This window comes from Gammaproteobacteria bacterium (assembly GCA_034522055.1).
Taxonomy (GTDB): domain Bacteria; phylum Pseudomonadota; class Gammaproteobacteria; order JAABTG01; family JAABTG01; genus JAABTG01.
Genome location: JAXHLS010000002.1, coordinates 2,362,927 through 2,376,233, shown reverse-complemented (window position 1 = coordinate 2,376,233; position 13,307 = coordinate 2,362,927). Strand labels below are relative to the sequence as shown.

The 13,307-nt window shown below is 64.2% G+C and carries 16 protein-coding genes; 7 read left to right on the top strand and 9 right to left on the bottom strand.

All coding sequences use genetic code 11. The features are described from left to right. The first annotated feature begins 56 nt into the window (after positions 1 to 56). From U5S82_11615 to U5S82_11600, 4 genes are all read left to right on the top strand, one after another. Positions 57 to 539 carry a DUF4124 domain-containing protein gene (locus U5S82_11615; protein ID MDZ7752291.1) on the top strand — a complete coding sequence of 161 codons (483 nt, stop codon included), beginning with the start codon at positions 57 to 59 and terminating at the stop codon, positions 537 to 539. 130 nt (positions 540 to 669) lie between these two features. Further along, positions 670 to 1,020 carry a hypothetical protein gene (locus U5S82_11610; GenBank protein ID MDZ7752290.1) on the top strand — a complete coding sequence of 117 codons (351 nt, stop codon included), beginning with the start codon at positions 670 to 672 and terminating at the stop codon, positions 1,018 to 1,020. 145 nt (positions 1,021 to 1,165) lie between these two features. Further along, positions 1,166 to 2,890 carry a proline--tRNA ligase gene (locus U5S82_11605; protein MDZ7752289.1) on the top strand — a complete coding sequence of 575 codons (1,725 nt, stop codon included), beginning with the start codon at positions 1,166 to 1,168 and terminating at the stop codon, positions 2,888 to 2,890. Positions 2,891 to 2,961: 71 nt separating this feature from the next. Further along, positions 2,962 to 3,486 (top strand): transglycosylase SLT domain-containing protein, encoded by a 525-nt coding sequence (locus tag U5S82_11600; GenBank protein MDZ7752288.1) that lies wholly within the window; start codon positions 2,962 to 2,964, stop codon positions 3,484 to 3,486. A gap of 10 nt (positions 3,487 to 3,496) precedes the next feature. Here U5S82_11600 and U5S82_11595 read toward each other — a convergent pair whose 3' ends face one another. The 6 genes from U5S82_11595 to U5S82_11570 form a co-directional block, all read right to left on the bottom strand. Continuing rightward, entirely contained in the window at positions 3,497 to 3,778 is a 282-nt protein-coding gene (locus tag U5S82_11595; protein ID MDZ7752287.1) for an acylphosphatase, read from the bottom strand. Positions 3,779 to 3,866: 88 nt separating this feature from the next. Then, the gene (locus U5S82_11590; protein MDZ7752286.1) at positions 3,867 to 4,631 is read right to left on the bottom strand and encodes an efflux RND transporter periplasmic adaptor subunit; all 765 of its coding nucleotides are present in this window, start codon (positions 4,629 to 4,631) and stop codon (positions 3,867 to 3,869) included. Positions 4,632 to 4,664: 33 nt separating this feature from the next. After that, a complete protein-coding gene (locus U5S82_11585; protein ID MDZ7752285.1) occupies positions 4,665 to 5,891 on the bottom strand; it encodes a TolC family protein in 1,227 nt (408 codons plus the stop codon). Positions 5,892 to 6,000: 109 nt separating this feature from the next. Next, a complete protein-coding gene (locus tag U5S82_11580) occupies positions 6,001 to 6,504 on the bottom strand; it encodes a thioredoxin family protein (protein ID MDZ7752284.1) in 504 nt (167 codons plus the stop codon). Positions 6,505 to 6,775: 271 nt separating this feature from the next. Then, positions 6,776 to 7,264 (bottom strand): TlpA disulfide reductase family protein, encoded by a 489-nt coding sequence (locus U5S82_11575; protein MDZ7752283.1) that lies wholly within the window; start codon positions 7,262 to 7,264, stop codon positions 6,776 to 6,778. Positions 7,265 to 7,434: 170 nt separating this feature from the next. Further along, complete coding sequence (locus U5S82_11570; GenBank protein MDZ7752282.1) at positions 7,435 to 8,349, bottom strand: DUF4398 domain-containing protein; 915 nt, start codon at positions 8,347 to 8,349, stop codon at positions 7,435 to 7,437. A gap of 154 nt (positions 8,350 to 8,503) precedes the next feature. Between U5S82_11570 and arsC the strand changes: the two genes are divergently transcribed. The 3 genes from arsC to U5S82_11555 all read left to right on the top strand — a co-directional run bounded on the left by arsC (position 8,504) and on the right by U5S82_11555 (position 9,894). Beyond that, positions 8,504 to 8,851, top strand: coding sequence for an arsenate reductase (glutaredoxin) (gene arsC, locus U5S82_11565; protein ID MDZ7752281.1), 348 nt, complete (start codon positions 8,504 to 8,506; stop codon positions 8,849 to 8,851). A gap of 66 nt (positions 8,852 to 8,917) precedes the next feature. Next, entirely contained in the window at positions 8,918 to 9,514 is a 597-nt protein-coding gene (wrbA, locus tag U5S82_11560; GenBank protein ID MDZ7752280.1) for an NAD(P)H:quinone oxidoreductase, read from the top strand. Continuing rightward, positions 9,511 to 9,894 carry a DUF2069 domain-containing protein gene (locus U5S82_11555; GenBank protein MDZ7752279.1) on the top strand — a complete coding sequence of 128 codons (384 nt, stop codon included), beginning with the start codon at positions 9,511 to 9,513 and terminating at the stop codon, positions 9,892 to 9,894. Before wrbA ends, U5S82_11555 begins: the two co-directional genes overlap by 4 nt. 49 nt (positions 9,895 to 9,943) lie before the next feature. On the opposite strand, the gene U5S82_11550 is transcribed toward U5S82_11555, so the two are convergent. The 3 genes from U5S82_11550 to U5S82_11540 all read right to left on the bottom strand — a co-directional run bounded on the left by U5S82_11550 (position 9,944) and on the right by U5S82_11540 (position 13,305). Continuing rightward, the gene (locus U5S82_11550; GenBank protein ID MDZ7752278.1) at positions 9,944 to 11,311 is read right to left on the bottom strand and encodes a hypothetical protein; all 1,368 of its coding nucleotides are present in this window, start codon (positions 11,309 to 11,311) and stop codon (positions 9,944 to 9,946) included. A gap of 108 nt (positions 11,312 to 11,419) precedes the next feature. Next, the gene (locus U5S82_11545; protein ID MDZ7752277.1) at positions 11,420 to 12,232 is read right to left on the bottom strand and encodes a glycine betaine ABC transporter substrate-binding protein; all 813 of its coding nucleotides are present in this window, start codon (positions 12,230 to 12,232) and stop codon (positions 11,420 to 11,422) included. 173 nt (positions 12,233 to 12,405) lie between these two features. Continuing rightward, positions 12,406 to 13,305: a proline/glycine betaine ABC transporter permease gene (locus U5S82_11540; GenBank protein MDZ7752276.1), complete on the bottom strand. Its 900-nt coding sequence runs from the start codon at positions 13,303 to 13,305 to the stop codon at positions 12,406 to 12,408. Positions 13,306 to 13,307 lie beyond the last annotated feature (2 nt).

The following is a 13,307-nucleotide window of genomic DNA, read 5'->3' as shown; positions in this document are numbered from 1 at the left end:
CCGCCCCGGTAGATGTCGGATCCTTCAGCCCTGGTTACCGTCATTGGAGAGAACTCATGTCACGTCTCAAAGCGCTGTCAATCACGGCCTTGGTGCTGGCCCTTGTCGCACAACCGCTGGCTGCCGCGGGCGACAAGGCCTACAAGTGGGTGGATGCCGACGGTAACGTGAATTACGGGGCCGCCCCGCCCAGGGATCAACCCGCCGAGGAACTCATCCTGCGCAAGGGACCGGTCCCCGCGGCTGCAGATGAATCCCCGGGGGCAGAGAATACACCCGCACTGCCCGCAATGGACCCGGATGAAAACGCCGCCGACGAGAACCCGAAACCCGAGTTGAGCAGCGAACAGCAACAGGCTCGGCGCCAGGTCAACGAGGCCAACTGCACCATCGCGCGCCAAAACCTCAAGACCCTGGAGGCCATGCCGGACCGGATCATCGAACGGGATGCCGACGGCAACGAGGTGGAGCTGAAAGACGACGAACTCGCCGCCCGCCGCGAGCGGGCGCAGGCGAACGTGGAGAAATTCTGCAACTGAGAGGGATATCGGCAACCGTGACCGCCGTCACGTTAGGACGATCCCCGGGGGAAGGCTGACCTTGCAATCTCCTAAGTGATTTAGTATATTATAATACAGTTAAATACTAAATCAATTGGAGATTACAAATATGAAAACATCCACCCTGCTCTACGGCACCCTCGCGGCCACCCTGTTGATGGCCGGAACTGCGGCCGCCGACGAATACCGGATCCATCGCGACCTTCTCTATGGACAGTCCGTACCGCCGGTGACCACCCCGATGGCGGCATACCATGTAGACCGTGACATCCTGTACAAGGCCGAGAACGCCAACCTACAGACCGTCCAGGAGTACGACGTGGATCGGGACATCCTGTACCATGCGGCGGCCACGCAGCGCGCCTATCACGTCGACCGCGATATCCTCTACGAGGCCCAGAACGCCGAGAATACCCCGGCCTACCATCTGGATCGGGACATCCTGTACGGCGTCCGCTGATCGGCACGCTACATGCCCCACCTGAAGAACCCGGCTGCGGCCGGGTTTTTTTATTGTCGAGCCAGGCGACCCGCGACCTTATAATGCGCGGGCCCACGGGGTGAACTACCCTATCCCTCCCATCATCTGCCCCCAAGGAGTCGTCATGCGCACCACGGAGCTTCTGCTCGCCACCGTCAAAGAGGTCCCCTCCGACGCCGAGGTGGTAAGCCACCAGTTGATGCTGCGGGCCGGCATGATCCGCAAGGTCGCCGCCGGCCTCTACAGCTGGTTGCCCCTGGGCCTGCGGGTGCTGCGCCGGGTGGAGCGCATCGTACGGGAGGAGATGGACGCCAGCGGCGCCCAGGAGCTGATGATGCCGGCGGTGCAGCCGGCGGAGCTGTGGCAGGAGTCCGGACGCTGGGAGGAGTATGGCCCCGAGCTGCTGCGCCTCAAGGACCGCCACCAGCGGGAGTTCTGCTTCGGCCCCACCCACGAGGAGGTGATCACCGCCCTGGCCCGTGACGAACTGCGCAGCTACAAGCAGCTGCCGGTGAACTTCTACCAGATCCAGACCAAGTTCCGGGACGAGATCCGGCCGCGCTTCGGGGTCATGAGGGCCCGCGAGTTCCTCATGAAGGACGCCTATTCCTTCCACCTGGACCAGGCCTCCCTCCAGGACACCTACGAGCGCATGTACGAGGCCTACGGGCGCATATTCCGCCGTTGCGGACTGGACTTCCGCGCGGTGGAGGCAGATACCGGGGCCATCGGGGGCGCCGCCTCCCATGAATTCCATGTCCTCGCCGATTCGGGAGAGGATGCCATCGCCTTCAGTGACGGCGGAGGCTACGCCGCCAACGTGGAACTGGCGGAGGCCCTGGCCCCCGACGTCACCCGCCCCGCCCCGGGTGAAGAGATGCACCTGGTGGATACCCCCGACTGCAAGACCATCCAGGCTCTCGTGGAGGACTACGGAATCGCCGTGGAGCGCACCGTGAAGACCCTGGTGGTGGCGGCATCCGACGCCGTGGAGGGCCCCCTGGTGGCCCTGCTGGTGCGCGGCGACCACGAGTTGAATGGCATCAAGGCGGAGAAACTGCCGGAGGTGGCGACGCCGCTACGCATGGCCACGGAGGAGGAGATCCGCGAGGCCGTGGGGGCAGGCGCCGGCTCCCTGGGGCCGTTGGATCTGCCCATGCCGTGCATCGCCGACCGGGCGGTGGCGGTGGTGGCCGACTTCACGGCGGGTGCCAACATCGAGGGCAAGCACTACTTCGGCCTCAACTGGGAGCGGGATCTGCCCCTGCCGCCGGTGGCGGACCTGCGCAACGTTCAGGAGGGGGACCCCAGCCCCGACGGCAAGGGCAGCCTCCATATCCTGCGGGGCATCGAGGTGGGGCATATCTTCCAGCTGGGGCAAAAGTACAGCGCCGCCATGGGGTGCGCGGTGCTGGACGAGAACGGCAAGGACCGGGTGCTCACCATGGGCTGCTATGGCATCGGGGTGTCGCGCATCGTGGCTGCCGCCATCGAGCAGAACCACGACGACCGCGGCATCATCTGGCCGGGGGCCATCGCGCCCTTCACCGTGGCCCTGCTGCCCATGAACATGCACAAGTCCCAGCGCCTGCGGGGAGCGGTGGAGGCCCTCTACGAGAGGTTGCTGGACGCCGGTATCACCGTACTCCTGGACGACCGCGGGGCCCGCCCCGGCGTCATGTTCGCCGATATGGAGCTGGTGGGCATTCCCCATCGCCTGGTGCTCGGCGAGCGCGCCCTGGACGAAGGCGAGATCGAGTACAAGGGCCGCAGCGATGAGGACTCAGTGCGCATCCCCCTGGAAGACTGCGTGGCGTTCCTCGAGGACAAGCTCACCGACCGCGCTTGAGGACGTCGGCCGTGGCCCGCACCGCGCCCCTGTGCCTGGTGACCACGACCCTGCTATGGCTCGCGACGGCCATGGTGGTCGCCGCCGCACCCCAGGGCCGGCCGGACCCGGTGCTGGCGGCCCGGCTCAAGGACGCCATCGAGGATGCCACCAGCTTCGGCGATCGCTTCGAGGCCCAGGTGTGGCTGATGGACATGTCCCAGCGTCTGGCCCCCTACGTGCCGGACGTGGAAGAACGCCTGGCCATTCTCGAGGCGGTCCATCGCGAGGCAGACCGCGCGGCGTTGCCCCCGGAACTGGTACTCGCCGTCATCCATGTGGAGAGCCGCTTCGATCGCTTCGCCATCTCGCGCGCCGGTGCCCGCGGGCTCATGCAGATCATGCCCTTCTGGCTGGATGAGATCGGCCATCCCGAGGACAATCTCTTCGTCATCGAGACCAATCTGCGCATGGGCTGCACCATCCTGCGCTATTACGTGGACATGGAGGATGGCCACTTGGCGCGCGCCCTGGCGCGCTACAACGGCAGCTTGGGACGCCCGGTGTATCCCCGCCTGGTGTTCGACGCCCTGAGACGCCACTGGTACAAGCAATAGCGGCGGCCCGTCAGGCGGTGGAAAAGCCGCGGTGGGTGGTCGTGGCGATGGTTCGGCACTCCACCGCCTCCACCCGGGACATGGGAGAGCCCTGCCACAACCACTGGCACAGTGCCTCCAGCTGCTGCGCGGGCCCCGTCACCACCACCTCCACGGCACCATCCGGCAGGTTCCGCGCCTCGCCATCGAGGCCCAATTCCAGGGCCTTGTCGCGGGTGGCGGCGCGAAACCAGACCCCCTGCACCCGCCCCGTCACCCGGCACCGCCGGCTCAGCCGCTCTTCGGTATTCATATCGAATTGCCCACGGATGTAGGTCGGGCTTCAGCCCGACACCGAACGGCTCAGCCGCTCTTCGGTATTCATATCGAATTGCCCGCCATCAGGGCCCCAGGATCCGAACGGTTTGACCGGGAGAGAACTCCGCGGATTCGTCATCCTCGAGGATCACCCGCAACACGTACCCGGAGCCGGATACGCCTTCACGGCAGAGTTCCGGCAGCAGGGAGGCCACCGTCCCACCGCGGCGGGCGTCGCCGATGACCACCGTGACCTGCTGGCCCGGCATCACCGCCGCCGCCCATTCGCCTGGGACCCCGGCCTCTACCGTATAGGGGCGGAGAGATGCCAGGGTCACCAGGGGAATGGCCACATGGGTGTTCACCACCGCCATGCCGGGATGGATATGACGCTGCACCACCGTGCCCGCGAAAGGAGCCCTGACCACCCTGTACTCGAGATCCAGCCGCCGTTCGACATGCCTCGCCTCGGCCCCCTTCAACTCGGCCGCCGCCGTCACGTGAGCAATGCGGGCCACCTGCAGATCATGATCGGCAAGCAGGGTGCGGTCATAAAGCTCTTCGGTGCGCTCGAGTTCCCGTCCCGCCTCCTCGAAGGCCTGGCGCGCCCTTTCGACATGCTTCCCGGCGGCCGCGAGGCGGGCCGTCACGGCGCGTTGATCCAGGCGTACCAGCACCCCTCCCTCTTTCACCCGGTCACCCGCGGTCACGGGCACCGCCACCACCATGCCGGAGGCCGGCGTGCTGAGAGTCACTTGCCGGCCCCACGCCAGCCGTCCCGTAGCCTCCAGCCCGTGGGCCCCGAGCGACACCAGCAGCAGGCCCCAGAGAATGATGTTGTGCCTCATTGCCGAACTCCTTTCACGGAAACAACGAATGTCTCAACGGCTACCCAAGAGATTGCTGACCATCTCTTCCGGCGCCTTGCCCGTCAGGGCGTCCAGCCGGACCCAGGCCAGGGCGATATCGAACTCCGTGCGGGCCGTCTGCAGCCGTGCTTCGGAGGTCATTACCATGGAGTCTCCCAGATCGGAAATGGCCTCCATCTGGTAAAGGGTGCGGCTGCGATCGAGGTTCAGTTCCGTGAAGTCCCGGCGCACGGCATCCACCTCGCGCTGGCGCTGCAGGACGTCGAGTTCCACCCACAGATCCACCACCGCCCGGCGCACGGCGATGGCGTGGCGGGCCAATTCGGCCCTGACTCGATCGTGCTCGGCCTCGGCGCGGGCGATACGGGCCCCGGCACGGCCGCCCTCATATAAGGGTATATCGAGCACGATGCCGGCCCGCCAGTCGTTCGCACTCGACCGCTGGGAGCGACTCTGGGCCCCGGCATCCAGTTCAGCCCGCAGCACCGGTCCGCTGGCGGCCTGCGCCGCCTCGATGCCCCTGGCCGCGGCATCCAGCTCGGCCCTGAGAGCCACGAGGCGAGGATTGTGCTCGGCGGCGCTGGCCTGCAACGACTCGACGTCCACGAGGTCCCGGCCGATCGCGGACAGGTCAGTAGGCCGGGCGACATCCGACGGCGAATCCTGGGGGCGATTGAGGAGTTCCGCCAACCGCACCCGGGTGGTCCGTTGGGTGGCCCGGCTGCGCATCACGGCGCTGCGAAACTCCTGGTATGTCGCCTCGGCCTCGAACAACTCGAGGTCCGAAGCCTGTTTCAGTTCGTGGCGGTCCCGCAGGCGGTCGAAACGCACGAACTGCAGGGCCATGGCCTCGTTGTCCCTGGCGAAGGCCAGATCGGCGAGGACGACATCGAAGAAGGCCTCCAGGATGGCGACGCGCCGCTGCTGGCGCGCATCCAGCAACCGGCTTTCGAAGCCACGAACGCCGGCAGCCGCGGCCTCGCTCAGGGTGGCGGAGTAACCGAAGTCGTACAACCGCTTGCGCACCGCTACCCCGACCGCATGATCCTGCGACTCCCCGAAGCGGTCCTCGTCCGCCCACGCCAGGGTGGTCGACAACACCGCGGTGGCATCATCGTCGGCGGCCGCGCCTTCATGTTCCGCGCGGGCCAGCGCCAGGCGGGCGCGGGACTCCAGCAGGTCGGGGTGAGGCTCGTCCGCCAGGCCCAGGGCGTATTCCAGGGTCAGCGGCTGGGGCAAAGGAGAGGGCACGGCCTCCTGGGCCTGTGTCTGGGCAATGACCAGGGCAGCAGCAAGGGCAAGGAGAAACCCCAGCCCACCACGGAGCCGACGGTAATCCATGAATGGGTTATTCGCCCTGACTTCTCTTCTGGCGCTTGTAACGGACGAAGTTCGTGTCCTTGTAATGGCCCTCGGCCACGAACTCGCCGAGCCACAGGAACTCGTCCACGTCACTGGTCGCCCCCGTGTAGCGCACCACCCGGTTGCCTTCCAGATCATAGAAGGCAAATACCGGGGTGGCCCTGACGCGATTCTTCTTCTCGGCAAAATCCTTGGAGCGCATGGTGTTACCCTCGAAATCGGTGATCTCCGTATCACCTTCCACATCCACCGGGAAGATCAGGAAATTGTCCCGATACCACTCCTGGACCCGCGGTTGGTTCAGCACCGTCTGCTTCATGCGATGGCAAAAGGGGCATTCGTCCATCTCGAAGAATATAAGAATGCCTTTCTTGCCCTGCTCCCGTGCCACCGTGAGTTCTTCCGTGAAATCACCGAAGGTATCGTTGAAAAAATGGGTATAGGGGTCGCGGCCTGCGGCGCCGCAGGAGACCGCGATCGAGAGCAGCATGGTGAGCAGGATGCCTTTGCCAAACACGCCTTTGTTCTGCATAACCTTCACCTCGAACCCATAGAGTATTTAACGTGAAGTCGCGAAGCACGATCTCCCCCTCCCCCTCTCCCTCTGGGACAAATCCGTCGGGAACGGATTTGAACGCGCCTTGGCGCGGCCCGCAGGGCGAAGGGCAGGATGCCCGGAGTACAGGGATGGGGTGAGGGAACGAACATGGCGATACGCGCTCCTCTTTCATCATCTTGGGCGGCGCGTATCGCCATGAGAGTTAACGCTGATTATTCTTTTTCTCTATGAAGTTTTCCAGCATTTCCGCAGTCACCGGTCCGGTCTGCTTGGCCACCAGCTTACCCTCGGGGTCGACTACGAACGTGGTGGGGAGCCCCATGATGGGGCCCAGAGGTGTTACTCCAGCGGGGCGCATCATGGAGATGGGATAGGTGACGAAAAAGTCCTCCAGGAAGTCGTTCAAACCGGCGGCATCGATGTCCTCGAAATTGACACCCCACACCACGGCACCCTTGTCCTTGTTTGCCTCATGGAACAGCACGAGTTCCGGGATCTCCTCGATGCACGGTGGACACCAGGTGGCCCAGAAGTTCACCACCACCCACTTGCCACGCAAGTCGGCCAGTGAATGGGGATTCCCATCCATGTCTGGAAGGGCCAGCTTCGCGGGTTCCGCGTGAACGCCCACGGTGACCAGCAACAGGCCGGCCAGGAGGGTCCGGAGACACTTCAGATAGAGTTCAGCCAAGCCGGCACTCCTTCGAGGTTGAGTCATGGTGAAAGATAGTGGATACACGAATGGCGCCGGGGTTGATTTGCCCGCGCGTTCCAGCCTTCCTGCGGTGGCCCCGAGGACACCCGCCGTAGCGAAGAGAACCCCCAGGACCGTTTCCGGCGGGGTGGCGGCTGAAGAGAAGTTCAGCGCCCGAGATAGGTCCGATCGGATGCCTCCACCGTGCCGAGGGACCAGGCACCCCGATTCCTGGCATGGTCCACGGCGGCATCCGCCTCACCACGGCCATAGCCCCGAGGAATATCCAGACCCTGGCCGGGGTAGATGAGATCCGCGTCCCTGATGCGATCCGCGTTGGCCTTGAATATCAAAGGCCAGTAGTACGGGTTGTCGTAAATGACTTCCTGCCCTGAGATTCCCCACAGGCTGTCACCGCGAACCACCTGGTAGGACTCCACCGCGAGGGGGGTGGACGTATCCAGGGTGGACATGAGGGTTTTCGCGATATCGTAGGCGCGCCAACCGTCCCCCTGTCCCACGGCGGCCAGGGCATCACGGTATCGAGCCTGCTCCGTGGCCGACATACGGGACCGATAGACGCCGGCCTCTTCGAGCATGGCCTTGGCCTGTTTCAGGTAATACCGGTCCTTCACCGACTCACCCTGGGCCTTGGCCTCGTTGGCCAGCTTGACCGCCGTCACCTCGTCACCCCGCTCCGCCGCCGTCCTGGCCCGGGCCAACAGTGCACGGGCGTCAGGCGCCGGCGCACCGACTGCCTCGGCGTCGTTCAGGGCCTTCTCCGCCGTCCCGATGGCCAGGGCGATATTTCGTGCCGATACCGCGGCCTTCTTGGTGGCGATGGCATCCGCCTTCGCGGCATTATAGTCGCCGTCGCCGATGGCCTTCTCGGCCTTCGAGAGAAGTTCTTTCGCCCCCTTGAGATTGGCCGGTGCATGGGTCGCCGCACCGGCGCTCTCCGCCGCCTGCAGGGCCTGGCGGGCATCGGCCATCTCCTGGGTGGGCGCACTCGCGCAACCGATGACCAGGAGGGCCACCAGGACGGTCGTCCCAACTGCCTTTAGCGTCGACACAATCTTCATCTGGATGACTCCTGTTTCATCGCACCGACTCCTGAGACCACGAGCTGCGCGGCTATCTCACGGAAACCAATTTCCTTAATATATCGAAACCTAACACCGGCCCCATAGGCTGTCAAGATGGATAAACGCCGCAACTTATTGTTTTGAAAGAAAAATGACCGTTCGAATCTATCACAATCCACGCTGTTCCAAGAGCCGCCAGGCATTGCAGCTGCTGCGGGACCGGGATGTCGAAGTGGAGATAGTGGACTATCTAAAGACGCCGCCCGACGAGGCGACCTTGCGCCGCCTGCTGCAGCTGCTGGCCTTGGGCCCGCGTGACCTCATGCGCAAGAAAGAAAAGGAATATCATGAATTGGGGCTCGATGACCCCACCCTCGACGCGGACGCGTTGATAAAGGCCCTGGCGGAGCACCCCAGACTCATGGAGCGCCCCATCGTCGTCAAGGACGGCGCGGCGGTGATCGGGCGCCCCCCTGAAGACGTACTCAAGCTCGTTTGAAGCTATCCATCCCGGGCCCTTGTGCCGCGCCGGCGGCAGGCGCGGGTCTTATCCCAGGAGACGAAAGTGACCGAGATTCTGGTCCTCTATTACAGCCGCCACGGCAACGTGACCCGCATGGCTAACTTGGTGGCCCGCGGCGTCGAGGAGGTCGCGGGTTGCTCTGCCCGGGTGCGCACCGTGCCCGGGGTTTCCGCCACTTGCGAGGCCATCGAACCGCCGGTGCCGGCCGCCGGTCCGCCTTTCGCCTCCCACCGCGACCTGCGGGAATGCCATGGCCTGGCCATGGGCAGCCCCACCCACTTCGGCAACATGGCGGCACCGTTGAAGCATTTCATCGACGGTACCAGCAGCCTGTGGATGTCCGGGGCCCTGACGGACAAACCGGCGGCGGTGTTCACCTCCACCGCCAGCATGCACGGCGGCCAGGAGACCACCCTGATTTCCATGATGCTGCCGCTGCTGCACCACGGCATGATGATCCTGGGGCTGCCCTACGAGAATCCGGAGTTGATACGTACCACAGCCGGCGGCACACCCTACGGTGCCAGCCATGTGGCCGGCGAGGACAACCGCCGCGCCTTGTGCAAGGATGAAGAACGGCTGTGCATCGCCCTCGGGCGGCGCGTGGCCCGCGTGGCCTCGAGGCTCAGTCGGCCTTGACTACCCCCTCCCACGCGCCGGGGACCCTGACTCGCATCGCGCGTGACACGAGCCTCGGTGCCCTGCTATCGCTGCTGATGCTGTTGATTGCCTGGTACGGCTGGCTGGCACCCCCGGCGCTGTCCTTCGGACCGGTGCTGCTGATTCTTTTTCTGCTGCCGCTGCTGCTCCCATTGACGGGTATGGTGAAGGGCCGGCCCCGGGCCTTTATCGGCGCCAGCCTGCTGGCGCTTGTCTATCTGAGTCATGGCGTGATGGAGGCCTACGGTTCCCCCGCAGAGCGCTGGTTGGCCCTGGTGGAGGTGACGCTCAGCCTCATGCTCTTCGCTGCCGGTCTCACCTTCGCCCGTCTGCGACGACGGGAGATGGACGAACGATAAGAAAAAAGGGGGGATATTCCTCCCACTTCAGCAGACGGCCGTCCGTCGATTAAAAGTAATAACCGAAATTGATGTTGAAGCGCTCCTGCCACTTATCATCGGCATTGGCACCCAGGCGGTCACCGAAGGCAGCGTCTCCCCCCACGAACTCATTGCCGTTGGACCAGGCCATATCGGTGTAGATATACCAGCCGCCATGGCCCCAGGCCGCCCCGAGTATGAAGAGTTCGCTGTCATTGAAGCCGCTCTTTTCCTTGACCACGGAGCTGTACTCCGCGTAGGGAATGACGTAATTGAGCCACGGGATACCGGGCGTCTGGTGGAAATAGCTGAGGGAGACAGCCGGGATCCAGCCTTCGGCGGCGGCCGTACTGGGGAAATCGTAGGCCCCCATCTGAACCCGATCGGCCATGCCCAGGGGCTGCCCGGCATCCACGTCGAACTTGAAGTAGGTCAACTGGCTGGCCAAGGTGAAATTGCCCCATTTGTTTACCATGTGGACCGACGCGGCATGGTGATCGCCATCATCCTGGGGGCCCTCACTCCTGAGTTCACCGTACTGGAGGGAGAAGCCGAGGGCGGTGTCGATGGATGTATCCGGCAGGGTGTAGATACCTCTTATGTTGAACTGATTGCGTTCTTCATAGCCGTTACCCGTTTCATCCACCACGTCGTAGGAATAACGGGCACTGTCCTTGGTCCTGCCGGTGTAGGTGCCCTCGCTCGCCGCATAGTAGGCAAAATCGAAGGCCCAATCGTCGAAGATTCTGCTGTACTTCACCCCCAGGTCCATATCGTCCGAGAGCCCCAGGTAATAGTGCTGGTCGAACAGCCAGCTCTGGGAAACGCCGTAGGGCCCCGGCCCGAAGGGCACCCGGTTCACCCCCACCTGTACCTGACTATCGTCCTCGAAGTTGTAGCCGACCCAACCGGTGTGGAGAAAGTTGTAGCCGCCACCCCTGAAATCATCCTGGTACCACCGATACTCGAGCTTACCCACCCAAGGCCCGCTCAAATAATCGAGGTTCACCCTGAAGGTATCCAGTTCGAAAGTCCCCCCGTCCTCCCAGGCACGGGAGGCGCCACCATTACCCGGGTAATCGCCTATGACGTAGTTGGCCCTGATGGCACCGCCGATGGTGAGGTCCCCCACCTTGACCTTGGCGGGCGCAGGGACGATGGTCTCGAGCTTGCGTTCGGCCTCCACCACCTGCTCGTCGACCTCCGCCCTGGCCTCCTCGGCCACCGCCAACTCCTTCCTGGCCTGCTCGAGTTCCCGTTCCAGTTCCAACACCCGGCGCTGGAGTTCTTCCGGTGTCTGGTCGGCGGCAAACACAAAGGCCGGCACTCCCGCCAGAGCCGTCACGGCCACCGCGGTACCCAGCACACCCATCATTCCTTTCTTTTGTAGCGTCATTTTTCGGTCCCCGCGAAAAAACACCCCCCGCCCCGTGTGGCACGCCCAGGGGGCGCCCTCACGAGGTCACGATTTCCGGCCGGCCTGTGATTCACCAGGCACCGGCAGTCAGAGTTCTCCCGTCACCCAGTAGTGGATACGCTTCTCGTTGTTCGCCATGTACTGGGTAACGGCCTCCTCGTACGAACTCTCCTGGGCGTCGTTCATGGCCGCCTGCAGGTCGTCGATGGGCAGCTGCATGCGGGAGAAGAAACCGGCGGCCTTGACGTCGTCCTGATAGAAACCCTTGCGGGCCACGGCATGGACGCGCTCGAAGGCCCCCAGCGCACCCTTGGGGTCTTCCAGATAACGCAGGTCGTACTTACCGAACATCCAGTGGGGGCTCCAGCCGGTGACCACGATCCACTCGTCGCGGCGGATGGCCCGATCGAGGGCCGCCGTCATGCCGGCGCCGCTGGAGATCTGCAGCTCGTAGTCGAGGCCGTAGTCCTCGATGGCCTGCTTGGACAGGCGGGTGAGGCCGGCACCGGGGTCGATGCCGGTAATGGTCTCATCCAGCCGGTCCCTGACCGCCGGCTTCTTGAGATCGGCGATGGAACTCACCTCGCTCTCGGGGACATAGGCGGGCACCACCCAGCCGAGACGGGCGTGGGTATAGAGCAGGCCGAGGTTGACTATCTTGTCCCCCATCTTGGTCACGTAGTCCGCGTGGGTGCCCGGCTGCCAGGACATGAGCATGATGTCGATGCCGCCGGTGGCAAGGCCCTGGTACTGGGGGGCAATGTCCGTCTGCAGCAGCTCCACCTCGTAATCCATCTTCTCTTCCAGGATGCGTTTGGCGAGCTTGGTGACGAATTCCGCATCGGACCACGCGGTCCAGCCGATGCGGATGTCCTGAGCGGCCATCGCATTGGCGCTCATGCCCACGGCGAGCACGGCCGCCGACAACCATTGGAATGTCTTGGATATCTTCATGATTTCCTCCTTATCGCTCTCAGTTTGGAGGGGTCATTACCCCTTCCGAAAAACCGGCCCAACCGGTGCCGCAGGCGGGTCGCTGTGGTGGCGTGTCCGGCTTGTGTATGCCGGGACCTTCAGCCTTTCCCCAATAGTTGTCTAAAGCGTGTCCGCAACCGCGACGGGCCGGTCGCCTTCCTGATGCCGAAGCTCTGGGTGACACGGTCGAGCAGGATGGCGAGCAGCACCACACCAAGCCCGCCCTCGAAACCGAGCCCCACGTCGAGGCGCTGAATGCCGGTGAGCACGGTGTTGCCCAGGCCACCGGCGCCGATCATGGAGGCGATGACCACCATGGACAGGGCCAGCATGATGGTCTGGTTGACCCCGGCCATGATGGAGGGCATGGCCAGGGGCAACTGCACCTTGAACAGCAACTGCCGGTCCGTGCAGCCGAAGGCGCGGCCCGCCTCCACGTGTTCCTCGCTGACCTGGCGGATGCCGAGGTTGGTGAGGCGGACCGCCGGCGGCATCGCGAACACCAGGGTGGCGATGGCGCCGGGCACCTTGCCCAGGCCGAAGAAGATGGCGGCCGGAATGAGGTAGACGAAGGGCGGCATGGTCTGCATGAAGTCGAGCACCGGCCTCACCACCGCCTCCACCATGTCCTTACGCGCCATGGCGATGCCGATGGGGATGCCGATGACCAGCGCCAGGAAACTGGAACCGATGACCAGGGCCAGGGTGGAGATGGTCTCGTCCCAGATCCCCATGCCGAAGATCAGGGCCATGGCAATGAAGGCGAAGATGCCGAAACGCCAGCTCACCCGCCAGGCGGCAATGGCGACGATGATCAAGGCCAGCAGCACGGGTGGGATCCCCAGCAGGCCGTCCTCGAAGTTGTCGATGATGAACTTGATGGCATCCGAGAAGCCGTCCAGCACGCCCGTGAAGTTGGACTGGATCCAGTCGACGGCCGCACCCACCCAGTCACCGATGGGAATCTCGAAGTCCGTGATGAAGGAATCGCCCGCCATGG